Origin of the sequence: Lysinibacillus sp. 38-6, assembly GCF_046245175.1 — a bacterium.
Classification (GTDB): Bacteria; Bacillota; Bacilli; order Bacillales_A; family Planococcaceae; genus Lysinibacillus.
In genome coordinates this window covers 824,089-849,086 of the sequence record NZ_CP176417.1, presented here as the reverse complement: position 1 = coordinate 849,086, position 24,998 = coordinate 824,089, and the positions used below count along the sequence as shown (strand labels likewise).

The window sequence follows — 24,998 nt, the reverse complement described above, 5'->3', positions numbered from 1 at the left end:
TTTTGCGGATATGCATCCTTATGCATCATCCGCTTTCCTATAAGCACTAATCACCTAATAAAAACCGAGTAGCTGCCTTTATAATGGGCAGCTGCTCGGTTTTTTCTATCTATGCTTTTATGCTTTAAATGTTTCGTCTAAAAATTTTACCGTTTCAAACATATTCGTTTTACTAGCACCCTTTACAAGAATCGTGTCTTCTGGCTCTATTATTTTCTTCAACAAGGCATGTAGTTGATCTTTGTTTGTAAAATGATGAATTTGCTCTTGTTTCATCCCTTTTGCCATGGCGGCTGCCCCTATTTCTTCTGTACGGAATCCATAAGTAATTAACAGATCAATCCCTTGTTCAGCAATAAATTCCCCTAATTTACGATATTCTTCTTCTCTTAAGTCTCCTAGTTCTCGCATTTGACCGATAATGGCAATGCGCCTCTTCTTTGCTACATTTGTCAGTACATTAAGAGCAGCTCTTACACCTTGCGGATGAGAATGAACTGTATCATCAATGACTGTGATATGATCGCGACAGTTATAGACCGTCAGCCTACGCGGTGGCTTTTTGAAATGTAAGCCTGCTTTTATTTCTTGTGGTGTAAATCCTAGAGTATCGGCAACCGCAATGGCATTGAGGGCATTATATACATGATGTTCTCCTAATATTGGAATAAACAATTGGATTTCTTGCCCTTGCAGTTGCATTTTAAAGGACATACCCGTTTCTTTATATTGTATGTCATAGGCTCTATAGTCGGCATCCGTTTTAATACCCGTTGTCAATATCGTCCCTTTAAATTGATCGGTTAATAAATATTTCGAATTATCATCATCTTTATTTAAAATAAGTAATCCTTGTTGGTCCATACCTTGAATCAATTCTGATTTTGCTTTCGCCACAAGTCGAACATCCCCGTCAAAGTTACCTACATGGGCAAGACCGATATTCGTGACAATACTAATATTCGGTTGAATGATGCTACAGTGATTTGTAATAATTCCGGGATACGCCATGCCGTATTCGAGAACGACAGCTTGATGTGATGCATTAATTTCTTCAGCATGTTTTTTCGTATGTTCAGTCGTATTCCAATAATCTTTTGACTCAAAAACGTTCCATTTTTTTGATAAAATAGAGCCTAAAAACGCTTTGGATGTTGTTTTGCCTGCACTTCCCGTAATCGCGATGATCGGTATGTTGAATTTTGAATCGACATACTTTGCTTGTGGTTCTACCGGTTTTGCTTTGACTTCAACTGGCTTCGGTTGTGGCTCTATAGGTTGTGCTTTTTGTTTCACTTTTGCTTTTTTCATAGGTTGTTTGTTTTCAGCTAAGTATTTAGCATAGCGAATCGAATGTATCACGACATCCAATTCTAAATAAAAGGCAGGTGGACAGCCCGGACGCCAGTTAACCTCGTAAACCCAAATTCTTTGTTGAGCATCTAGCCCTACATCTATGCCGATTTCATCAATAACTTCTCCAAATTTCGTCATTTGGATTTCATCTAAATGGCGTGCCAAAGATAATGAGAAATGCTCCAACATACGACGAATATTATAAGCCTCTTCCTGAAATTCTTGCTCTAAAAACGGATCTAAATAATTTGTATAACCGCCATTGTTAATATTAGGAATAATTGAACCATGAGGCGCAATTCGTGGATAGACAGTCGTCACCACCCATTTGCCCTCACCGTCTTTTTGCACATGGAGACGAAAATCATATACTTGACCCGATTTCATTTTCGATTGAATGTACGGTTGCATAATAAATGTCCCTGTTGTAAGAAGTTCTTGTATTAAGGCATTTAACTGCGGCTTTGAATACATACGAGTATCACTATTTTGCTTTACTTCAAAAATGTCTCCTACTTTTATAATGAAATAGATGCCTTTTCCCTTCCGACCATCAATCGGTTTAAAGACGATTTTTTTATGATGCGCAATATAGCTATGAAAAATATCGGTGTTTTTTACAATTTCTGTAGGAATAATATATTGTTCAAACTCTTTCGCTTCTTTCAGTCGCTCCATAACATTCCATTTATTCCCTATAGAATGTGTTGTAAACGGAATTTCTTTTTTCAATTTGGCAATGATTTCTTTGGATACCGATAATTTTTCAGGACTGCCAGCATTATAAATGACATCTGGAAAGGGCATCACTCTTTCTTGCCATTGTCCATCTTCTAATACTTGCCCATTGATTGTACGGGTGTCAAAGTTAACCTTTCTCGGTGTAAAATAAAAAAACTCTACGCCTTCCGCTTTCGCAACTGCTGCATATGCATATGACTTAAGAACAGTTTTAGGATCGAGACGATGATGCAACATTCCGATAATTGTCATGCGTTAATCTTCCTTTCCATAGATTCTTTCTATTAAATTCAGATAACGCAGCTTGCATATGGACAGATGCTCTAGTTTTGCAATTATTTTAGTAGTTTTCCCTAAACTCTTTTCTTACCACTTAGGCTCAATAATGAATTTCTTTTTTAATAAATCAGGATTTAATAGCTGAATTGCCGATATACTGCCTAATTCGATTGATTTTTCTGTCGATGTTCTTTCTAATCTCACAACATCTGCAATTGAATTCGTTTCATTGTCCTCATAATCATAGGCCCGTAATAGTGAGATGGTGCCTCTGCAACGAGCTATATCAATCGATTCTATACGAAAATACTCGGTTTCAAACTGTTTCACTGTGTCTATTAATTTTAAATGTGTGCCATTATGCGTTATTAAAAAAAAGGGAATGGTATCACTACCAACTATTTTCACAAGAAGCTGACCATAATATTTCGAATGAAATTCTGTCATCACATCCTGAGCTGCTTTTATATCTCCTAGCGCTTCACATACAAAGTGCTTCCTTCCTTTTTCCACATCCAATGCCCCCCAGCCCCTTCCTATTCCATTTTCCACTGAATCATTACTCGACCGATAGTACTTCAGTTATTTATCCTATCTAGTTATAATATGTACAGTATTGAAATATGACGCATGTTTAGAAGGTCGTATAAAAAAATAAAATAACAAAAAAAGAATGCTAAGCCTTCACCTAGCATCCTTTAGCATATTGCATGGAAATATTGGAAATTAGCGTACTTTTTTCGCTAAACGGAATGATTTTTTCCTCCCTATTTATTCATGAACTTGATGTCCATTTCCTTGATTGAGTAGAAATACACCACCAATAATGAATGAAATACCGAGCGCTGTGTAGAGATTAAAAACATCTCCCCAAATTACAATGCCTAATACAACCGTTAGAGCTGTCCCTACTCCAGACCATATTGCATAGGCTAAACTTAATGGTAACGTTTTTAAACATAAGGACAAGCTATAAAACGAAATGCCATAGCCAATTGCCACTGCGATGGATGGGCCGATTACCGTAAAACCTTCCGATAACTTCAGCATAGTAGTCGCAAATACTTCACAGACAATTGAAATGGCTAAAAATAAATATCCTTTCATTGTTACGTTCCCCCTAATGACTGCCGCCGGCTAGATTTAATATAACTACACCGCCAATAATCAATACAATGCCAACAAATTTTTTCACATTAAAGTATTCTTTATAGAAGATAACACCGACAACAGTCGTTAACGCTGTCCCTAAACCAGCCCAAATCGCATAGGCTGTGCCAATTTGTAATGACTGTAATGTTAAGGATAAAAAGTAAAAGGCAAATCCATATCCTATAATGACACCAAAGGTCGGTAAAAGTCGCTTAAAGCCAGCCGTTTGTTTTAACATCGAGCTTGCAAAAACTTCAGAAGCGATGGCAATCAATAAAAAACCAAAAGCACTCAAGTTTCATCACCCTTTCTTGTCATCTGCAATAATTGTTGAAAAATGCTTTCCGATACTTCTTTCGATACAGGTGCAATCGTTAATAACTTTGAATAATATAAACCATCGATGGTTAAACGAATCATATGGACAATAGATGGCTCAAGTCCATCGTGCAATAGACTTTCCAGTAATTGCTCGTAAGCAACGGAAATGGCTTGATGGTCATGGTGGTTAATTTGAATCGCAATATTAATTCTTGCTCCCGCTTCAAAATCTTTCTGTGAAGCTAAGATGAATCCCCTTGTGCGTTTACCAATACCATGTTCCAGCTTTGATAGTGCTTCAAAAGATTCCACAAATTCAGCCATAACGGTGTGTGCAATGGCCAAAAAAAGCTCATCCTTTGTATTGAAATGATAGAGGAGCCCTCCCTTACTAATACTTGCCTTTTGAGCCACTTTATCTAACGTTAACGTATGTAACTCATGTTCGTTCAAATAGTGAATTGCTGTTTGAATAATATGGGCGCGTTTTAAATCCGTTTTCGATAACATCTTAGCCCTCCTTAAGAAATCCCAATAAAAAAACCGTCTGGACGGTCTTTTTTATTTTACAGCTCAGAAGTGAATTGCGTCAAAAATAGACGTCAGGACAAAAACGCAAAATGTTAGATTGACTCAATCACTTTCAAACTAACATTTTATTGCTACGCCGTTGTTGTCCGCTCAGCACAGTAAGCCGCAACACTCGGCTTGGGTATGCGTGCCCTCTTCTTACGTTGCGTGCATTGTGAGCAGTAGTCACCGCCATCGCTACCAACAACGAGCGTTTTCTTCTACTTTGTCATTTTTGCAAAAGAGTGCTGAGCTAAAGCATTAACATGCACATAACTCTGCCCTCATTTAAAGTTTTAGCCCAGCCGCCTATTGTTCATCCTCTACATATTCTAAAATATCGCCAGGCTGACAATTTAATGCTTTACATATAGCATTCAAAGTTGAAAAGCGCACTGCTTTTACTTTACCCGTTTTTAAATTGGATAGATTAACAATCGATACATCTACCTTTTCTGCTAATTCACTTAACTGCATTTTGCGATCAGCTAACATTCGATCTAGCCGTATAATAATTGTCATTTCATCACTTCCCTAAGCTGTCGCATCATATTCTTCTTGTAAAAAACCACCGTAGCGAAAGACCCTTGCGATCGCCCAAATTACCAAACCACAAAATAACAGTGTCCAATTAATACTTGAAAAATGATACTGAATACCTGTTATCCAATCTGTGCCTGCTATCAGCGTGCTTAACTGCAATTGTTGAATCACCGTATAGGCAATGTACGTGCGAAACGCCCCTATTGTCAAGCTTAACACAACAACACAATAAGCAACTCGCTCTATTCTTTTACTATTGGCCATCGTAAAAATAACACCTTTACTTAAATTACCTAATAAATTTCTTATTTGCCACACAATCAATAATAATATTCCTACATAAATCATAGCAAGAGCAATTAAAGATATCATGGGCATTTTTTCATAGATTATATTATTGGCTACTAAGTCTGCCAGTTGGATTTCAATGCCCTCTATTGTAAGAGCTGTCGAAATACTAGAGTTTTCAATGAAACTATTCACTGTATTTTCTGATATAAAAGCCATGCCTACCATGAGTGCTCCCATTACAAACAGAACAAGAATAAACAACATCATAATAATTGAAAAAATGGTACGTAACCCTTTCGTTAAAAATTGAAATTCCTTACTCTGGATATTATGTTCCATTTATACCATCCCCTTCCTCCAGATTTATTATACAGAACTTTTTACCTTTTTCAATAATTATTTAATGTTTATCGTTAAATAATTATTGAATCATATACATTTTCGCATAGAAAAATAGCTGAAGGAAATGGTTATCCTCCAGCTACTGCTCTATTTACAGCAATCCTGCCTGTTCTAAATAAGCTCTTGCTACATCTTCAATATTTTTCCCTTCCACATTGACTTGATAATTCATATCACGCATATCGTCATCCGTTATTTGATTGGCAAGCTTACCTAATACCTTTTCAAGCTCAGGATATTTTGCAAGTGTTTCCTTTCTTAACAATGGTGCGCCTTGATATGGGGGGAATAATTGCTGATCATCTTGTAATACAGTCAAATCATATTGACGTAACTCACTATCTGTTGAATACGCATCTAATAAATCGATATCACCCGATTGAATAGCCTGATATCTTAACTTCGGTTCCATGGTCGTAACAGAAGCAATATCAATCTTATAACGCTTTTGTATGCCCACATAGCCATCTTCACGATCATTAAATTCCAACGTAAACCCTGCTTTTATCTTGTCTTGAATGGCTTTAATATCGGAAATCGTTTGTAACTGATAGTTTTCAGCCAGTTGTTTTGAAACAGCTAATGCATACGTATTGTTGTACTGCATCGGTTGGAGCATCACCATATCGAATTTTTCCAACATACCATCTTTCGCCTGTTGATAAACATCTTCTTGGTTATTGTTTACCGCTTGCTCTTTTAAAAATTCTGCGATTGCCGTACCTGTAAATTCTGGATAAATATCGATACTACCTGATTTCAGTGCATTAAAGACAAAAGACGTCTTGCCGAGTCCAGGTTTTAATTGCACATGTAAATCTGTATCATTTTCTATCAGTAATTTGTACATATTAATGAGTATTTCTGGCTCAGAGCCAAGTTTTCCGGCAATGACAATATCCTCTTTGTCATTATAGTTTAACAACGGTACAACAATTAACAAAATGGCTGCTACACTAATGGCACTTAGTACAGTAACAGTTTTTTTAAACGACAATAATTCTAGTTTTTTCAATAATGCATCAAAAACGAGTGCTAAAATAGCTGCAGGTACAGCCCCTAAAATAATGAGTGATGTATTATTGCGATCTATCCCAAGTAAAATAATATCCCCTAAACCACCAGCACCAATTAAGGCTGCTAGTGTAGCTGTTCCGACTATTAAGACCATTGCTGTCCGAATTCCCGCCATGATGACAGGCATGGCAAGGGGCAGTTCGACCTTCACTAATCTTCTTGTCGTATTCATCCCCATCGCCATAGCTGCTTCCTTTAAGGATGGGTCGACTTCGTTTATGCCTGTATATGTATTACGCAAAATGGGCAGTAACGCATAGACGACAAGGGCAATGATAGCAGGTGTTTTCCCAATACCAAGCAATGGAATTAACAAACCTAATAAAGCGAGCGACGGAATGGTTTGTAAAACTGCACTCATCCCAATAATACTTTCCGCCAAGTTCTTTTTATTCGATAAGTAGATGCCAAGAGGTATTGCAATGATGACAGCAAAAAATAGCGCAATAAACGAAATTTGCATATGCTCAATTAATGAGGCAAGTAGCTGACCTTTCCGTTCGATGAAAACATCAACAAAACTAGTCATTTGTATCACCTCGTTCGGCGGCTAAAAACTGTAACATCGATTGCCTTGTGATAATCCCAATAATGTCTGTTTCATTTTTCACTCCAACACATTCATGTTGTGCCAATTGTTGCAAAATAAATGGTAACGAATCATTTGTCGTAACACTATAGTTAAGAGCATGTAAAGATTGTCCTTCCTCAAGCGGTTCTATCACTTGTTGAATATGAAATTCATTGCTTGGATAATCCTTAACCCCTATAAATTGTTGTACAAAGTCATTAACTGGATGATGAATCAGATCTTGTGGCGTACCAATCTGTACAATTTCCCCTTCTCTCATGACACATATGCGATCACCTAATTTCAATGCTTCTTGCATATCATGCGACACAAAGACAATAGTTTTTTGTATCGCTCGTTGCAATTCGAGTAGGTCATCCTGTAATTTTGTACGACTAATTGGATCTAGTGCACTAAATGGCTCATCCATTAAAATGATTTCGGGATCTGCGGCCAAAGCACGAACAACACCTACTCGTTGTTGTTCACCACCAGACAATTCATTTGGTCTACGCTTACTATATTTATCGGGTTCCAGCCCTACCATATCTAATAACGCTTGAACGCGTTGTTGAATTTGTGCGGCACTCCATTTTTTCATTTCGGGTACAACCGCTATATTCTCTGCAATTGTCATATGTGGGAAAAGCGCAATTTGTTGCAGTACATAGCCAATATTCCATCGTAGTTCATGGATGTTATAATCACTAATTCGTTTCCCATTAATGCGGATTGTACCGTCCGATAAAGCAATTAAGCGATTAATCATTTTTAGTAAAGTTGTTTTTCCACACCCACTGGGACCGATGATGACAAAAAATTCCCCCTTTTTTATTTCAAGGTTGATGGCATTTACTGCCACTTGGTTGTTAGCATATCGTTTTGTAACATTCTCAAATGCAATCATCGTCTAAGCTCCTTGTTCTTTAAAGTTTCTCAGTCATGTGTTCAATTGACAGATTATTGTTTGGCTCACCCATATATCTTTCCACAAGTTGAAGATGATAAACTACCAAAAGCAACATTTATTATATAGTTATTTATTTATTCAATGAACCCTTTTAAATTTTTGTAGATACTAGTGTTGCGGACGAAACTTTTTTATGTGTTTATTCGTTTTAATATTGAGGATTTCTAAAGAAAAAACGGTGCCATTATTTATCTAAATGTTTTACAATTTTAAGCGTGACCACTATTTTGAATGGTAAAGAAAGGAGGAAGGTGTTGCAACGACTCAACATCGTTAAACATGAAATTATTAAAACAACTTTTTATTGCAATGATTATCGTAGCTTCTGTTATCTTTATTTGTACTTATATGTTGATGCAAGTATTTAAACCTACAGACATAGCCGTTCAACCATATGTAGATGAAAGCCCAAGTGTGGAAGAATTCATAGGCTCCATTGCGGAAACTGCAAGACAGCTTGGTGCAGAATATGACTTATACGCATCTGTAATGATTGCACAAGCCATTTTAGAGAGCAAGCATGGCCAAAGTGGCTTAGGCTCTGCTCCTAATCACAATTTATTTGGTATGAAAGGCCAATATCAAAATGAATCTGTCACACTTGAAACCGTTGAGGATGATGGCGCTGGTAATTTGACAACAGTGATGGCTGAATTCCGCAAATATCCTTCCTATGAGGAATCGATGAAGGACTATGCCAATTTACTGCGCAACGGCGTCTCTTGGAATAAAAACTTCTATACGGGGGTTTTTAAACGTAATACAAAATCCTATGCAGATGCGACTAAATTTTTAACAGGCTCCTACGCAACTGATTCAACATACAATGAAAAGCTGAATCAATTAATCGTCAAGTACGATCTACAACAATACGATAACCCTGTGAAAAATAAAAAAACAATTACAGTGGCAAATGGCGACTCGCTAACGCGTATTGCACAGATGCATAATGTTAAAGTTACATCCATTAAGCAATGGAACCAACTGCGATCTGATGCACTTGAAGCTGGGCAACAATTAAATATTTATCAATATTGAACGTACAAATGCTACATAAACAAAGTGCACAAGATGGGCAATAGGCGAGGTATTCAATGGTTCAGCCGTTGAATACCTCGTTTTGTCGTGACCAAGCTTAAAAGATGCTGCCAATGGCGGTAATAGTCGTTGCTAAATCTTTCCGATATAACGGATGTTGTTCATCGAGACTATTAATATTGACTTCATTTCCATCGAGCGATGAATGGACATAAAGTGTGTCCTCTATATACATCGCTACATGGCCAGGGAAAAACAATAAGTCTCCTTTTTGCATACGCTCAAAGGCTATTTCCTTGATTGGAAAACTTGCTTCAATTTTAGCATCACGGAAAATTGTTACGCCATTAAGCATATAGGCCATCGAGCACAAGCCCGAGCAATCAATGCCGAGCGGTGACTTCCCTCCCCAGCGATAAGGGGTTGCTATATAGCTAAGCGCCGTTGCGACGACTTTCTCTCTAAACAAAGATTCTGTAAGGCTATTTTCTACAACTTTTTGTTGCAGCCATTGTTGACGTAAATAGCCGATTTCCCCCGTAGCCAATTGAACAGCTACCCATTGCGTATCGAGTGGCCCCTCCAACACTACGTTTTGCACAATAGAACCTTTTACGAATGTCTTTATTTTCGTACTTTGAATTTTTGGTTGTTGTAAAACATCTGCAAAACGTTGACTAATCACATGTTGGGCATCTGATAACCAAGCACTTGTTTTTCTTGCATCGACTAGCAATTGATTTTTTAGACAATACCCTTCATAACGATAGCTAGTACGAACATATACCCAGTTGTTTTCTAGCTCCTCTACAATTTGTACTGGCATGCCGTAAAGCACTTCATCAATCAACTCAGAAGTACTGTTTGGTGCTGCATGTAAATTGGCAATCATTGCGGTAACAATCGCATTCATGTCGCCTCTCCTTTCCATATTATTCGATTATCATAAATAACTTTTGAAAGACGACCGATTAATTGGCGGGCAAGTTCGTTTTCGGTAACTTCTGTAATAAATACACCAATACAATAATCTTGCGCGTTATTGTAAAGGATCCCTACATCATGGTCAACGCTATCAAGGCTGCCTGTTTTATGGGCTAATTTTATATCGTCGGCTATATAACGGCGTAAGCAGTCATGGAAGCGCTGGCGGCACAATATATCGATAACAAGCTGATTATACGGTGGTGTTAAAAGGTTTTGATCGTATATGCGGCTAAAAAGATGTGCCATATCACGAGCACTTGTACTATTATCCATGCCTTCTGCCAGCCGTTCAAAGTCCATCATTTTTCGTTGTATTCGTGTTTGGGTAAGTCCAATGTTCCAAAAGTACGTATTAAGCGTCTCTAAGCCGATAAAATCGATTATCACATTGGTTGCTGTATTGTCACTTGCCGTAATCATCCATACTAATAGCTCATAGATTGAACTTGTCGTTATGCGTTGTTCGCTAATTACACTAAAGTCAACCCAGTCTTCAGGTCGTATCGTCAAAACTTGATGTAAGGACACATTGTGTTGTTCTATATAATCGAATACAGCAATAAGAATAGGTACTTTAATGAGGCTTGCACTAGAAAATGGCTCATCAAAGCGCTCTTGTATAATGAACTGATTCGTTTTAAAGTCTTTGACAAACATATGCACTTTGTATGGAGCTTGTTGGATGATATGTTGAATGGTTTGTTGCATAGCGCACCTACCCTACAACTTTTATTTTTTGTGTTTCTGCGTGCACGATGATTGTTCGACCTAAAGGTAAGGACATTGTTGGTAAACAGTGACCACAAGCAAGATCCATTAAAATTGGTTTCTGCAATGGTGTTAAAATTTCCTCAAAAATCGTCTGCAATGATAAGCTATGATCTGGGTGCTGTGGATTTTCAGGCCCACAATTGGTCCATGCCCCTAATAGTAACCCTGCAGCATCATCGAGCTTGCCTGCTAGTTTTAACTGTGTTAGCATGCGGTCAACACGCTGTTCGCTCTCATCTATATCTTCCAAAAATAAAATCTTACCTTTCGTGTCTATTTCATAAGGTGTGCCAAGAGATGCAGTTACAAGCGTTAAATTACCTCCTATCAGTTGCCCTGTCGCTTTTCCCGACACGAGTGTTGTCATTGGTTGCTGTGCAGGATTCAGTAGTAAATCATTGTTATCTGTTGCCATTACCTGCTTGCGGAAAGAATCCCACGTATATTGATCCATGTTTTGCGTAATAAATTCGGTGGAAGGCATAGGCGTATGATAGGTGACAAACTTACATTGTTGATTAAAGGCAATATGTAATGCCGTCACATCGCTATAGCCTGCAAATACCTTTGGATTCGCTTGTATCATGGCGAAATCAAGTCTAGGTAAAATTTTCGTTGCCCCGTAGCCTCCTCGTATACAGAAAATCCCATCTACTTGTGGATTACGGAACATGTCATTCACATCTTGCGCACGAAGTTCATCCGAGCCAGCTAAATAACCATGCCTTGCACGACATGTCTCACCTACAATCACGTTAAACCCGAGCTTTTCTATACTGTCAATCGCAGCGTTAAGCTTTTCTGGTGGCGTTGCACCTGATGCACTAATAAGCCCGATCGTATCCCCTTTTGACAAAGCTTTCGGTCGAATCATTCATTCACCTCCACTTTTTGTGCTGCTCGATAATTAGCCACTTCCTCTTCGTTTGCCAAAACAAAATGCCCTTGCTCTATTTCCACAAATGAAGGGGGTGTGATATCATATCGATGCTGTAACGGGTTATAAATTTCCACAACCTTCTGGCTCTCCTTATACGGATTTGGTTCTGGGACAGCCGATAATAACGCCTTCGTATAAGGATGGATTGGATTGCTAAAAAGCGTTTCTGTTTCTGCTAATTCAACAATTTGTCCTTTGTATATTACTGCAGTACGATCTGTAATAAATCGTACAATCGATAAATCATGCGCAATAAATAAATAAGTTAAGTTATTTTTTTCTTGAATGTTTGTAAGCAAATTCAACACTTGCGCCCGAATGGAGACGTCTAGTGCGGAAATCGGCTCATCCGCAATAATAAATTCCGGCTCCATCACTAATGCGCGCGCAATGCCAATTCGTTGACGTTGACCGCCAGAAAATTCATGCGGAAAGCGGCTAGCAAATTCCGGCAATAGGCCAACATTTAAAAGCGCATTTTGTACTTTTTGCTGACGGTCAGCCACATCTTTAAAATTTTTCGTATTGATAAGTCCTTCTGCAATAATATAGTCGACCTTTGCGCGTTCGTTCAGTGATGCCATCGGGTCTTGAAAAATCATTTGAATTTTTTGCGTAATTTCACGATCCCATGCTTTCGTAATTTTGCCGTTAATTTTCTTACCATGATAGTAAATTTGACCGTCTGTTACTTCATTGATGCGCATTATGGCGCGCCCAATGGTCGTTTTCCCCGAGCCCGATTCACCTACTAAGCCAAAAGTTTCCCCTTTATAAATATCAAAGCTAACATTGTTAATGGCCACAAATTTATTTTTCCCTTTGCCAAAAGTAATGTTCAAGTTTTTCACTTCGACTAATACTTCTTTATCGTTCATTGGCATACAATCTCCCTTCTTCAAAAAAAGCTTGTAGCGCTGCGGGAGGCTCTACTTTTGGGGCACGTGGATCGAGTAGCCATGTACGTGCATAGTGTGTCTCGCTAACTTGAAAAAAGGGAGGGCGTAGCTCATAATCGATCTTTAAAGCATATGGATTGCGTGGAGCAAAGGCATCTCCTTTTATTTCTTTAAAAAGGTTGGGCGGGGTACCTTTAATTGCATAGAGCTGTTGCCCTTTTGTGCCGAGCTGTGGTAAGGACGATAGAAGTGCCCATGTATATGGATGCTTGCCATTAAAAAATATTTCATGTGTGCCCCCGACCTCAATGACATCTCCTGCATACATCACGGCGACCCGATCCGCTACTTTTGCAACAACCCCTAAATCATGTGTAATATAAACGGTTGTTAAGCCGTATTTTTGTTGAAGTGTTTTTAATAGCTGCAAAATTTGTGCTTGAATCGTGACGTCAAGTGCTGTCGTTGGCTCATCACAAATTAAAATTTTCGGTTTACAGGCAAGGGCAATGGCAATAACAATTCGCTGTCGCATCCCCCCTGAAAATTCGTGAGGATATTGCTTATAGCGCTTCTTTACATCATCAATACCGACGTCCGTTAATAATTTTAATGTTTCTTGATAGGCGGTTATGCCTTTTAGTCCTTGATGTAACACGACACACTCCTCAATTTGCTTGCCAATTGTTTTTAATGGATTCAATGAAGTCATCGGGTCTTGCGTCACAATGGCGATTTCTTTGCCTCGAATGTTCAACCACTGTTGTTCTGTTGTAAACTGCGCTAAATCCATTTCGTTGTATAAAATTTGTCCTTGCTCGATCGTACCGTTTTTATCGAGCAAGCCCATAATGGACTTCATCAGCACTGACTTTCCCGAACCTGATTCTCCAACGATGGCAAGACTTTCACCTTGATAAAGATCAAGAGAGATACCTCGAATTGCTGTTAGTATTTGACCCCGTAGTGTAAATTGTATAACTAAGTTTTGAATGGCTAAAATTCGGGATTGAGATTTTTTCACAACCATTGTCATCCCCCTTTACACATGATTTTTCGGATCTGCTGCATCTGCAAATGCATTACCAATAATATAAAATGCTATAGTAATAACACTTAGTACAATACTTGGGAAAATTAACTGATACCTTAAATCTGGTGACATCATGAGCACACGACCTTCATTAATTAAATTCCCTAATGATGGCTCACTAATCGGTAGCCCTAAACCGATATACGTTAAAAACACTTCTGCACCGATGGCAAATGGAATCGCTAAACTCATCCGCAGCATGATGACAGAGATTAAATAAGGTAGTAAATTTTTTATAATTATTCGATAGTCTGGCGTGCCCAAGCATTTAGAGGCTAAGTTGTATTCACGATCCCGTAAAATAACGATTTGATTACGGATAAAACGTGCCATTTCTACCCAGCCAGTAATACACATGGCAATAATGATGGTCGAAATGCTAGGACGTAAAATATAGGACATTAAAATAAGGACGATCGTTGTTGGAATATTATCTACGACGTTATAAAGCTGTGTAATGGGCAGTTCGAGCTTGCGAGAAAACCCCCATAGTGTGCCAATTGTAATGCCGAGAACCGCTTCTACAAGTGCGACAACACAGCCAATCATTAATGATGTTCTCGTACCAGCCCAAATGCGAGACCATAAATCTTGCCCAATAGAGTTCGTACCAAACCAAAATTCAGCGTTCGGGGCAATATTGCGAGCTTGTAATCCCGTTTGGTCATCGAGATAAATTTCGGTCGGAGATTTTTGGACAGGTAAATATGGCTGGAAAATGGTAAATGCAACTATGATGAAAACGAGCGCTAATAACAAAACCGCCATGCGATTTTTTAAGAAAGATTGCCAAGTTGAGCGCCAATAAGAATAATTAGAATAGGCTGTTTCTTCGGCCTGACGATCACTTGTTTCAAAAAATTCAAATAGTTCGGCGCGAGACTTATCTGAAATATTATCGATTTCCTCTGTATAAAGGCCCATTAGCGCACACTCTCCCCTTTCCCTAATTTAATGCGTGGATCAACGAGCGCCATAGCAATATCTCCTAAAATCAAACCAATAATGCCAAGTGACGAAAAGACAAGCACTAAACCTTGAACAATGGTATTATCCTGGCGTTGAATCGCATCCACGAGCAAACCACCCATGCCTGGAATAGAGTACAATGACTCAATATAAATAGAGCCTGTAATAGTAAAGAGGAGTGTGGCTGGCAAATATTGCGCCATCGGGATAAAGGCATTGCGCAACACATGACTAAACATCAACGTGCGCTCTTTTACACCTTTTGCACGTGCTAGCTTAATATAATCTTTGTTTAGTTCATCAACCATGTAGCGGCGCATCCACATCGCATAAGAAGCAGTCGGTGCTAACGCCATTGACGTAAGTGGTAATAGCCAAGTAATCGGTCTATATTCATCAAAGAGCATAGGTAGATGAAAAAGATCGGTAATATACATTTGAATAACTAAGTAATACACGGCAGCTGGGACGGCAACGACAAAAACGATGTAGCCCGTCCCAAGCCGATCCAGCCAGCGCCCCTTCATTTGGGCCATCATAATCCCTAGCGGCACGCCGATTAACAATGATAAAGCAACCGCCCCTAAGCCAAATAACAGTGAATACATTAATTTATCTGCAATAATGGTCACAACAGGCACATCCGTACGATATGTAACGGATTTGCCCAAATCACCTTGCAATAAATCCGCATAAAAATTCCCTAATTGGACAGGCAAAGGATCACGTAACCCTAAACTCGTTAAATACACTTCCTTTTGAGCCGGTGACATTTTTTCTGCTGCTGCCCCTAAATAGCCTTCTTCAGGCATTAACCGTAATAACGAAAACACGATCGTAATAATAATGAACAGTGTTATAACGGATTGTAATAAACGCTTACCGACATACCACAGCATACAAGCGTCCTCCCTCCAAATCGCTGTAAAAGTACAAAGGAGATGCCGAATCAGCATTTTCGGTCATCTCCTCATCTTGAAAAATCACCACTAGTTGCCTACTGTTTGAAGCTTGGCAATGATTATTCCTCTATATTATTTTGTGGCATTGGTTAATGCATTCGCACGTTCTTGCTCCCACTGTGCTAAAGCTTCCTTAAACTCATCATTACTCATTGGTTTGTCTAACACTTTTTGCCCTTTAAACTTCTCTGCCGTCACACCAAATGGCGAATATTGCGCTTCAAATGGATTTAATTTTGAAGCGACATAGCCGCTACCCCCTACTGAATACGGAATGACAAATGCTTCTTCAATTAGGAAAGCTTCAGCTTGAGCAAATAGATTATAGCGTTGTGTCGTCTCAATTGTTGCCTTCGCCTTATCCAATAAATTCAAATACGTTGTTTTGCCATTTGCTTCTTTATAGCCTTCTGCTAAATCCGGTTTATTGTAGGTGCCATCCACACTAAAGGGCTCGGTATACGTTGACGGATCTGCATAATCTGGACCCCAGTTTGCTTCGATTAATGCAAACTTACCTGGACGTCGAACTTCTGATAAGAAGCCTGTCGAAGGACCCGCTTCGACGATAATATCCACATAGTCCTCACCTAATAATTTTTCTAATTGTTGTTCAATGACTTGTGTACGATTTGCCCAGTCTGGCATGCCTGAGTTGTATGGCATTACTACTTTTACTGGGAACGTCGCTTTCCCTTCCAGCGCAGCCATTGCTTTTTCCTTGAACTGTAATGCTAAATCTTTGTTAAAGGAATCATTGCTTGTAATCTTAGCTAGTGGCTCTAGTTGTGTGTAGTCTACCCCTTCTACATCCACAAAGTTTTTCGGTGTAATTGTATTGCTTAGTAAATCTTGCGGATTATATGGTTCGACTGTTAACATCGCAGATACACGGTCGAGTGCATGGAATAGTGATTTTCGAAAATCTTTATTATTGACTGCAACCTTCCAATTTTCCGGTTCATATTGTGCATCAAATTGAGGATCGAAGTTTAATGCATAGAAATAGGAATAAAAATTGTTTTGCGTTTGACGAACTTGTGATTTTTTCTTCTCGTCATTGAACCATTCGTCAATAATGGACGTTGGAATTTCCGCTGTATCTACTTCACCACGTAAAAATAACTCTGGAGCTACTGTTGCCGCTTCTTTGTTATATTTATAACGAATTCGTTCAATTAGAACATTATCCTTATCCCAATATGTGTCATTTTTCACTAGTAGTCGCTCATTTTGCGGCTCAAATTTCTCTAAAATATAAGCGCCGTTATAAAGGAAATTTTCGCGTGTCGTGCCGAACTTCTCCCCAGTTTCAGTTAAAAACTTCCCATTCACTGGGAAGAAACAAACATAGTTCAACATCGAAAGGAAATATGGTGTAGGTGCCTCTAACGTATATTCAACAGTATTTTTATCAAGCGCTTTAATGCCTACCTTTGAAAAATCCGTTAACTCCCCGTTGTAGAATGCTTCACCATTTTTTACAACCGTTGCACTCCAAACTGTCGAAGATTCATTTTTTGCATCGAGTACATACTGTAAGCCATCGACAAAGTCTTGTGCTACCACATCTGCATATTCCTTGCCTTCATGGGTAACCCATTTCACATCATCCCGCAGTTTAAATGTCCAAACAGTTGCATCTTCATTTGACGACCATTCTTGTGCGATGCCTGGTTGTACGACCCCATACTTATCATATTCAATGAGCCCGTCCACTAAATTTGCCGCAACCGCAAATTCATTCGTTTCAGATGTTTTTAAATAATTTAATGTTTTAATTTCGCCTGAATAAACGACCCGATACTCGGATTTTTTGTCATCCGAAGCACCATCACTACAGGCTGCACACAGTAAGGCGACTAGACATACTAAAAGAAACCACTTGTTTTTCATATTGAGCATCCCCCTAAGCTTTTTTTATCATGAACATCCTATTCCAATGACCCTCGATGGAACAATTTGCAATAGCATTTTTCATACTTAAACTTGGTTTCATGCGATTTTGTTATGACACAATGGCTGGCACTTCAGCCGTTATTCATTGCTATAGTCTATTCTTATGTTAAGAACTGTAATATACGTAGCACTTCAAAATAATCATCGGTAACAAATTCAACCGAATTATGCGGCTTAAACGTGGCATTCGGATAAAATGAATTCCGGTAGGCACGTGTATGGTCTCGGTAAATAATTTCTACAACAAAACGCTCGGGTAATGTCACATGTAAATCATTACGCGATACCTTCATCGAAGTCTCTACAAGTCGCTTTGTTTCGGCAATGGCCAATTGGGGGCTGACATTAATTGTGGCATTGCCTAGCCCTTCCTTTGTAGCAAATGTGACGATATTAGGATTGATTGCTTGAATCTCTTCCGTTAAACCGACATCACCACTGACAAAAGATACGGGCACGCCATGTAATGCTGCAGCGTACGTATTAATAAGAAATTCACTCGCATATTCGCCGTTAATTTTAATATCAGACGTTGTACTAAGCGTGTGTGCTAATGGATTTCGTTCGCTCCCACCTTTACTGTGATAGCCGATAAAAATAGCCCGATCAAAGCTATTATCGAGACCCGCTACCATGCACATCGGGTCATATGTCCAACCGCGAATTACTTTACAATTGATGGGCAAATTCGATATATCTAGATTGCGAGCAGAGTCGTGGGCATCTTTTAGTAAAATTTCCGTTGCGCCCCCATACATAGCGCCTACAATTGCGGCCTCTACTTCTTGCGTCATTTGCTTTTGAAAAAAAGCATATTCTGGGGAATTCAGTTCTGTCTCGCTCCAGGCTGTTGTACCCGTAATCCCTTCAATGTCTGCACTAATATAAATTTTCATAAATATCGATACTCCTTTATCAAATGGTTTTCAAGCTTTGCCTCAATAGCACCATATTTCGCTTCGTTGGCGTTCATCCTTCTTGCCCAAGCACTATTATGAAAATCATAATGCCACCATTCCTCCGCATAATTCGTAAAACCAACTGCTGTCAAACAATGATACAAAAGGCGACGATGAACAAGTGCTGCTCTATTTTCATCGGGATGCTGTTCAAAATAGCGCGTCGCTGATTTTTCACTCGGTTCATCAAAGCCACTACCAAGATCTAGTGCATTGCCTTTGTCATCACCTAGTGTTACATCAATCGCCCCTCCTGTTAGATGTGGCAATAGATGCTCTTGCCCTGCCCTAGGAAAAGCCACATACTTTAACGTCTCGTTAAAAATAGCGTCATCTGTCCATCCAGGTTGTTGATTTTGAATTTGTTCAGCAAAATGTGTAAATAAATATTGTTGCACTTGTAATGGCCTGAAGCCATCATAGACAATCAAACTATAATTAGCAGGCAAACTGACTAAAGCATGCTGTATTCGTGCTAATACGTTTTGCCGCACATAAATCGATTGTAAGCTATTAGCAATTTGTTGTTGGTAGTAGATAGGCTGCGTAAAAATTCTTGGATGTTGGTTGTCTATTTTAATCAATGGCTCGGAGACTTTTTGAATACTTGGAGTTGGTTGATTCATTGGCGTTTGGCTGACATCATCAATCGGTTGAGAACACATTTCTTGCATGATAACCCACCTCATTATCGAGAGAATGCCCTTAATTATTAGATTATTCGGTATTTTCATTGAATAGTAACACACGATATAAATATTGACTAGATAAAAAAAGAATTATTACAAAATACTAGTAATTATCTAAAATTTACACAAATTACACGATGAAGAGGTCAAAATTGAAAACATTTGGTCGAAACAGGACTTTTTTAAAGGAATTGAGCGATATTTGATTTTTGAACATTGTAGTATATAGACGAAAATGAGGTGTTGAATGGGGTATACGGAAAAGAAGTTAAGAAAAGCTATTGAAACACCATCATGTTCAATAGCTTTACGTTTAATTATGAAAATTATAGGCTTCTACTACATGGCCGTCTCGACCAGTTGTTGTTTGTGCTTGTGATAGTGAGTTTAAAATCGCTTCCTCTGTTGCCTCTGCAGCGGCTGTAAATAGCTGATTCATAATCGGATGATCTTCACGTAGTTGTTTACGTGTTTCTAAATAGCTGTCTGAATGATGGGCAATGCGATGTGCCGTCGTAAAACCAATGACAATATCACCACTTCCATGCGAAAAATGACTACCTGTCCGTCCTAGCCCTATACCGCAACGTTTAATGACGCGTGTAAGTTGGCGGCTACTGAGTGGCGCATCCGTCGCCAGCACAATAATAATAGAGCCGTCGGTCGGCGATACGACAGATTGATCTTCAGAACTTTCAACGGGAAAACGCTCCGTAAAAAACTCCGTTCGCTGGCCGAAATTAGTTAGGACTAAACAGCCAACGGTATATTGGATTTGGATTTCTTCATGCGCTACAGTTACAATGCGCGATGACGAGCCTATGCCACCTTTATAGCCAAAACAAACCATTCCTTTTCCTGCCCCGACAGCACCTTCTTGCGCACTATTTTCTGAAGCATTATGAATGGCTTCTATTGCGTGCTGAGGTGTGACTGGACAAGCCCGAATAGAATTTAAATAACTATCATTACATTCTCCAACAACAAGATTAATCGTCCCTGTCGTATCACCAATTTCTAAATTGGTGTCTAACATATATTGCAAAGTGCCTTGTGTGACAGCAGGCACACCAAACGTATTGGTCAGCATAATTGGCGATTCAATAACACCTAGCTCATTTACTTGAACAAGTCCTGTCGTTTTACCAAAACCGTTGAGTACATAGCTTGCACCTGTTACTTTTTGTTGAAATAAATTACCACCATGCGGTAAGATGGCCGTCACCCCTGTACAGGCATATGCTCCCTTATCATTTATCACTTCATCGAGCGTAACATGGCCCACTTGTACACCTTTGACATCTGTAATACAATTTTTTTCTCCGACAGGTAACATGCCAATGATCATGCCCATATCCCGCACTTTTTTTGTCATTTTATCGCTCCTTCTTTATGCGAGTGCCTTGTCTACTGCCGCCAATGCATGAATAACGGTCGTGTCGAAAACAGGAATTGGCACATCATCTTGTTTAATTAATAAACCAATTTCCGTACAACCTAGAATAATGCCTTGTGCACCAGCTTTCATAAGGTTGTCAATCACTTGTAAATAGCGTTCTTTTGAAGCTGCTTCAATTCGACCTAAACATAATTCCTCGTAAATAATACGATTGACAACTGTTCGTTCTTCCTCGTCTGGCACGATAACAGCAATACCAAACTGCTCAATTCTCTTTTTATAAAAATCTTGCTCCATCGTATATTTTGTACCTAGCAATGCAATGGTTTGAATACCAGCTTGTTGAATTTGTAATGCTGTTGCATCAGCAATATGTAAAATTGGAATCGTAATACGTGCTTCAATCTTATCAATGACTTTATGCATCGTATTTGTACAAATAACAATGAAATCGGCTCCCGCTTTTTGTAATGATAATGCCGCTTCAGCTAAAAGTTGCCCCGCATGTTGCCATTGTCCGTTCGCTTGATAGTGCTCTATTTCTTGAAAATCGACACTATATAATAGGCATTTTGCTGAATGAAGCCCTCCTAATTGCTGCTTCACTTTTTCATTGATAAGTCGGTAATACAAAGCGGAAGACTCCCAGCTCATACCACCTATTAATCCCATTGTCTTCATAATTTCAGCTCCCTTTTCCATGTAATGTATATCGCTACAATAGAATGAACATTCGTGAAAAGTTTGTCATTTTTTAATAAAATAGAAGTAAAAATAACCACTTAATGTTGGTAAAAAATGATGTTCTATAATAAAAAATAAACGTTTCATCTCTACTATTAATAGGTATAAAAGCAATACCAAGATTAATACTAACGAGGTACAGAATGATTTGCACAACATCAGCAATATCCTTTCTCTACTATAATACCACTGTTTAAATATTCGCAAAATAAAAAAACTATCCCTCTAAAATATCATTTTATTATTATGAATTTTCAAAAATTTGATATTTACTTTAAAAAAAGTGTAGACTAAAACTTATTGAAAAAAAGGAGGAATACAAATGGAATGGATATCGAATATTGTAGATAGTACAAATAATATTTTATGGACGTATCTTTTAATCATTCTATTATTAGCGGCTGGATTATATTTTTCATTCGGCTCTAAGTTTGTGCAAATACGTCTTTTCCCAGAAATGTTCCGATTAATAACTGAAAAAAGAGATGGTGAGTCAGGTGTTTCTCCGTTCCAGGCATTCACGATTAGCGCAGCGTCGCGTGTAGGTACTGGTAATATAACAGGTGTTGCCCTTGCTATTGGTGTTGGTGGACCTGGCGCCGTATTTTGGATGTGGATTATCGCGATACTTGGGATGGCTACAGCTTTTATTGAAAGTACACTAGCTCAAGTTTATAAAGTAAAAGACGGCGATACGTTTCGTGGTGGTCCTGCCTACTATATCGAAAAGGCATTAGGACAACGTAAATTAGGGATTGTTTTTAGTATTTTGTTAACATTAAGCTTTGGCTTTATTTTTAACGCTGTACAATCCAATACGATTGCAACTTCTGTAGGTGAAGCATTTCATATTAAACCATTTATAATCGGCATTGTTTTAGTTGTGTTAACAGCTATGATTATTTTCGGTGGTGTACATAGAATTGTTAAATTTACACAAGTAATTGTACCTGTAATGGCCGTATTTTATTTACTCGTTGCACTTTATGTGATTGTAACGAATTTTGGAGAAATTCCGGCAGTGTTCAAGCTGATTTTCTCTCAAGCCTTTGGACTACGAGAAGCGGCTGGCGGCGCCATTGGGATAGCCATCATGCAAGGTGTTCGTCGAGGCTTATTTTCAAACGAAGCTGGTATGGGTAGTGTGCCAAATGCGGCAGCGACAGCCAATACATCGCACCCTGCTAAGCAAGGACTTGTACAAAGCTTAGGCGTATTTTTTGATACAATCATGATTTGTTCAGCTACTGCTTTTATCATTATTTTGGCAGGCTTATACGAAACCGGTGAAAGTAATGGTATCGTCTTAACGCAAAATTCATTAGCTGTACATGTTGGCGACTGGGCTCCTTACTTTATCGCGATTAGTATTATCTTTTTCGCTTTCAGCTCTGTTATTGGTAATTATTATTACGGAGAATCGAATATTGAATTTATCAATGCTCACAAAGGTTGGATGACGGTTTATCGACTATTAGTGCTCGCTATGGTAATGTTCGGTTCAATTGCGCAAGTGCAACTTGTTTGGAACTTAGCCGATCTATTTATGGGCTTAATGGCGCTGATTAATATTACGGTTATTATGATACTTGGCAAAATAGCCTTCCGCGTCTTAGATGATTTTACGGCGCAACGTAAAAGCGGTAAAAACCCTGTGTTTTACGCAAAATCCATCCCAGGATTAAAAAATACAGATTGCTGGGAAGATGAACGTTAAGTTCCTACATTAAGTGCCAGGCACTCAAACAATTTTAAATTTTCAGATATCTCAACTTTGTTATATCCACTTAAACTACCGCTTAAACATCCTGTCTGTCGCAACTATCCTCGTCAATAGAGGGTTGCGGCTGATGGTGTGTTGAGCGGAAAGCAAGTGGATTTTTTCTTTCGAAAGTGCCAGGCACTCACACAATTCTCACACAATTTATGAATAGCTTCTGCACGCTTACGAAGTTATCAGTTATTGCTTTTTTAACATTGCTTGTGTAAACGCCTGTGATTGTCCTCTTGGAATACTCAAAGTTTTCCAGTCGTCTCCTTTTAATTGCTTCGCGACATAGACAATCTGCCCAACATGCGATGCATAATGCGCCATCTGTCTTTCAATCGCGTCTATTACCGAATGCTGCTGCCCCCTAATTGTTACAAACTTCAACAAATCCGCTTCTGTTAAACTATGTAAAGCGTTAAAAAATACGTGCCAGCCCTTTTCCCATGTTGCGATTAGCTCTTCTTTTGAAATAATACTATCAAAAAATTCATCATCACGATCCCTTGTCTTTTTCTCACCGTCCGTTGTTAAAAAGTCAGTCCACCTTGAAATCATATTACCGCTAACGTGTTTGACAATGACTGCAATACTATTCGACTCCTCATTAAAAGCCCAGTGCAATTGCTCAATGTCTAATTGCGCAAGCGTTTTATCGCCATCCACTTTGACAGACTTAAATCTTTCTTGTACGACATTTAAATATGTTTCACCTATGCTCATACACATCTACCTCCCCTTATTTGAAGCCGGTACATTGATCTTTCTCCAAGTGCCAGGCACACAAACAATTTTGAATTTTGCCAATTTTTTCAGTGCCAGGCACCGTAACCAAGGCACCGTAACCATAAAAAAACTGTAGCAAACGGACTCGTTGCTACAGTTTTCCTTTAATGACGCGTCTGTAAGTTTAAACGCTTTTCCATTCTATTAAATATAAACGTAAATGCTAACACAAGCACTAAATAAAAGGCTCCAGTCACCATATACGTTTCTAACGGGCGATAATTTGCACCGGCAATCGCTAACGTTGTGCTCCATAAATCTGCCATACCGATATAAGCAACAAGCGCGGATTCCTTCAATAATATGATAAATTGATTGCCTAGTGGCGGAATCGCTCTGCGCAACGCTTGAGGTAAAATGACTCGGCGCATACCTAACGACTGTGACATCCCTAATGAACGTGCCGCTTCCATTTGACCACGATCAATCGACTGAATGGCCCCGCGGAAAATTTCTGAAATATACGCACCATTATGGACTGCTAATGCTAATACACCTGCCCAAAAAGAAGGTAGTGTTAAAAATGAAGATATCCCAAAATATAAAATAAAAATTTGAACGATCATTGGTGTACCGCGGATAATGGCTAAATACACCACTGCAAAATAATTAAGTACTTTTATTTTGGACATATTAAAAAACGCGATAATTAACCCGACAATACTCCCTAAAACTAATGAACAAACAGTTACTGACAGTGTTACCCATAGTGCATCAAAAAGCATTTTATAATTCGATTGAAAAATCTCTAACATCTATTCA

General features: G+C 38.7%; 25 protein-coding genes. 2 read left to right on the top strand and 23 right to left on the bottom strand.

What is annotated here, in order from left to right; genetic code table 11:
* Positions 1–117: 117 nt before the first annotated feature.
* The 9 genes from ACKVEV_RS04430 to ACKVEV_RS04390 all read right to left on the bottom strand — a co-directional run bounded on the left by ACKVEV_RS04430 (position 118) and on the right by ACKVEV_RS04390 (position 8,210).
* A complete protein-coding gene (locus ACKVEV_RS04430) occupies positions 118–2,349 on the bottom strand; it encodes a YheC/YheD family protein (RefSeq protein ID WP_409369197.1) in 2,232 nt (743 codons plus the stop codon).
* 114 nt (positions 2,350–2,463) lie between these two features.
* Positions 2,464–2,889 carry a hypothetical protein gene (locus tag ACKVEV_RS04425; protein WP_409369196.1) on the bottom strand — a complete coding sequence of 142 codons (426 nt, stop codon included), beginning with the start codon at positions 2,887–2,889 and terminating at the stop codon, positions 2,464–2,466.
* A 258-nt stretch (positions 2,890–3,147) separates the two neighbouring features.
* Positions 3,148–3,483 carry a DMT family transporter gene (locus tag ACKVEV_RS04420; RefSeq protein ID WP_409369195.1) on the bottom strand — a complete coding sequence of 112 codons (336 nt, stop codon included), beginning with the start codon at positions 3,481–3,483 and terminating at the stop codon, positions 3,148–3,150.
* A 13-nt stretch (positions 3,484–3,496) separates the two neighbouring features.
* A complete protein-coding gene (locus tag ACKVEV_RS04415) occupies positions 3,497–3,766 on the bottom strand; it encodes a DMT family transporter (RefSeq protein ID WP_409370500.1) in 270 nt (89 codons plus the stop codon).
* Positions 3,767–3,819: 53 nt separating this feature from the next.
* Positions 3,820–4,359: a TetR/AcrR family transcriptional regulator gene (locus ACKVEV_RS04410; RefSeq protein WP_409369193.1), complete on the bottom strand. Its 540-nt coding sequence runs from the start codon at positions 4,357–4,359 to the stop codon at positions 3,820–3,822.
* A 369-nt stretch (positions 4,360–4,728) separates the two neighbouring features.
* Positions 4,729–4,941 (bottom strand): helix-turn-helix domain-containing protein, encoded by a 213-nt coding sequence (locus ACKVEV_RS04405; protein ID WP_409369191.1) that lies wholly within the window; start codon positions 4,939–4,941, stop codon positions 4,729–4,731.
* Between the two features lie 12 nt (positions 4,942–4,953).
* On the bottom strand, positions 4,954–5,592 hold the full coding sequence (locus ACKVEV_RS04400; protein ID WP_409369190.1) for a DUF2975 domain-containing protein: 639 nt from the start codon (positions 5,590–5,592) through the stop codon (positions 4,954–4,956).
* Positions 5,593–5,746: 154 nt separating this feature from the next.
* Positions 5,747–7,261: an ABC transporter permease/substrate-binding protein gene (locus ACKVEV_RS04395; protein WP_409369188.1), complete on the bottom strand. Its 1,515-nt coding sequence runs from the start codon at positions 7,259–7,261 to the stop codon at positions 5,747–5,749.
* A complete protein-coding gene (locus ACKVEV_RS04390) occupies positions 7,254–8,210 on the bottom strand; it encodes an ABC transporter ATP-binding protein (protein WP_409369187.1) in 957 nt (318 codons plus the stop codon). The genes ACKVEV_RS04395 and ACKVEV_RS04390 overlap by 8 nt, the downstream gene beginning before the upstream one ends.
* 342 nt (positions 8,211–8,552) lie before the next feature.
* Between ACKVEV_RS04390 and ACKVEV_RS04385 the strand changes: the two genes are divergently transcribed.
* Positions 8,553–9,311 (top strand): glucosaminidase domain-containing protein, encoded by a 759-nt coding sequence (locus ACKVEV_RS04385; protein ID WP_409369186.1) that lies wholly within the window; start codon positions 8,553–8,555, stop codon positions 9,309–9,311.
* 97 nt (positions 9,312–9,408) lie between these two features.
* On the opposite strand, the gene ACKVEV_RS04380 is transcribed toward ACKVEV_RS04385, so the two are convergent.
* The 12 genes from ACKVEV_RS04380 to ACKVEV_RS04325 all read right to left on the bottom strand — a co-directional run bounded on the left by ACKVEV_RS04380 (position 9,409) and on the right by ACKVEV_RS04325 (position 21,619).
* Complete coding sequence (locus ACKVEV_RS04380) at positions 9,409–10,224, bottom strand: C40 family peptidase (RefSeq protein WP_409369185.1); 816 nt, start codon at positions 10,222–10,224, stop codon at positions 9,409–9,411.
* Positions 10,221–11,006 carry a serine hydrolase gene (locus ACKVEV_RS04375; protein WP_409369183.1) on the bottom strand — a complete coding sequence of 262 codons (786 nt, stop codon included), beginning with the start codon at positions 11,004–11,006 and terminating at the stop codon, positions 10,221–10,223. The genes ACKVEV_RS04380 and ACKVEV_RS04375 overlap by 4 nt, the downstream gene beginning before the upstream one ends.
* A gap of 7 nt (positions 11,007–11,013) precedes the next feature.
* Complete coding sequence (locus tag ACKVEV_RS04370) at positions 11,014–11,943, bottom strand: LD-carboxypeptidase (RefSeq protein ID WP_409369181.1); 930 nt, start codon at positions 11,941–11,943, stop codon at positions 11,014–11,016.
* Positions 11,940–12,887 (bottom strand): ATP-binding cassette domain-containing protein, encoded by a 948-nt coding sequence (locus ACKVEV_RS04365; protein ID WP_409370499.1) that lies wholly within the window; start codon positions 12,885–12,887, stop codon positions 11,940–11,942. Before ACKVEV_RS04365 ends, ACKVEV_RS04370 begins: the two co-directional genes overlap by 4 nt.
* Positions 12,877–13,938 (bottom strand): ABC transporter ATP-binding protein, encoded by a 1,062-nt coding sequence (locus ACKVEV_RS04360; RefSeq protein ID WP_409369180.1) that lies wholly within the window; start codon positions 13,936–13,938, stop codon positions 12,877–12,879. The genes ACKVEV_RS04365 and ACKVEV_RS04360 overlap by 11 nt, the downstream gene beginning before the upstream one ends.
* Positions 13,939–13,950: 12 nt before the next feature.
* Positions 13,951–14,925, bottom strand: a complete 975-nt coding sequence (locus ACKVEV_RS04355) for an ABC transporter permease (RefSeq protein WP_409369179.1) — start codon at positions 14,923–14,925, stop codon at positions 13,951–13,953.
* Entirely contained in the window at positions 14,925–15,869 is a 945-nt protein-coding gene (locus tag ACKVEV_RS04350) for an ABC transporter permease (RefSeq protein ID WP_409369178.1), read from the bottom strand. The genes ACKVEV_RS04355 and ACKVEV_RS04350 overlap by 1 nt, the downstream gene beginning before the upstream one ends.
* Positions 15,870–16,004: 135 nt before the next feature.
* Positions 16,005–17,828 carry a peptide ABC transporter substrate-binding protein gene (locus ACKVEV_RS04345; RefSeq protein WP_409369177.1) on the bottom strand — a complete coding sequence of 608 codons (1,824 nt, stop codon included), beginning with the start codon at positions 17,826–17,828 and terminating at the stop codon, positions 16,005–16,007.
* A 164-nt stretch (positions 17,829–17,992) separates the two neighbouring features.
* Positions 17,993–18,787: a M55 family metallopeptidase gene (locus tag ACKVEV_RS04340; RefSeq protein ID WP_409369176.1), complete on the bottom strand. Its 795-nt coding sequence runs from the start codon at positions 18,785–18,787 to the stop codon at positions 17,993–17,995.
* Positions 18,784–19,524, bottom strand: coding sequence for a M15 family metallopeptidase (locus ACKVEV_RS04335; RefSeq protein WP_409369175.1), 741 nt, complete (start codon positions 19,522–19,524; stop codon positions 18,784–18,786). The genes ACKVEV_RS04340 and ACKVEV_RS04335 overlap by 4 nt, the downstream gene beginning before the upstream one ends.
* 328 nt (positions 19,525–19,852) lie before the next feature.
* Positions 19,853–20,914, bottom strand: coding sequence for a P1 family peptidase (locus ACKVEV_RS04330; RefSeq protein WP_409369174.1), 1,062 nt, complete (start codon positions 20,912–20,914; stop codon positions 19,853–19,855).
* A gap of 15 nt (positions 20,915–20,929) precedes the next feature.
* A complete protein-coding gene (locus ACKVEV_RS04325; RefSeq protein WP_409369173.1) occupies positions 20,930–21,619 on the bottom strand; it encodes an aspartate/glutamate racemase family protein in 690 nt (229 codons plus the stop codon).
* 385 nt (positions 21,620–22,004) lie between these two features.
* Between ACKVEV_RS04325 and ACKVEV_RS04320 the strand changes: the two genes are divergently transcribed.
* Positions 22,005–23,399: an alanine/glycine:cation symporter family protein gene (locus tag ACKVEV_RS04320; protein WP_409369172.1), complete on the top strand. Its 1,395-nt coding sequence runs from the start codon at positions 22,005–22,007 to the stop codon at positions 23,397–23,399.
* 243 nt (positions 23,400–23,642) lie between these two features.
* Here ACKVEV_RS04320 and ACKVEV_RS04315 read toward each other — a convergent pair whose 3' ends face one another.
* Positions 23,643–24,173 carry a DUF1572 family protein gene (locus ACKVEV_RS04315; protein WP_409369171.1) on the bottom strand — a complete coding sequence of 177 codons (531 nt, stop codon included), beginning with the start codon at positions 24,171–24,173 and terminating at the stop codon, positions 23,643–23,645.
* A gap of 167 nt (positions 24,174–24,340) precedes the next feature.
* The gene (locus tag ACKVEV_RS04310; RefSeq protein WP_409369170.1) at positions 24,341–24,991 is read right to left on the bottom strand and encodes an amino acid ABC transporter permease; all 651 of its coding nucleotides are present in this window, start codon (positions 24,989–24,991) and stop codon (positions 24,341–24,343) included.
* Between the last annotated feature and the right edge of the window lie 7 nt (positions 24,992–24,998).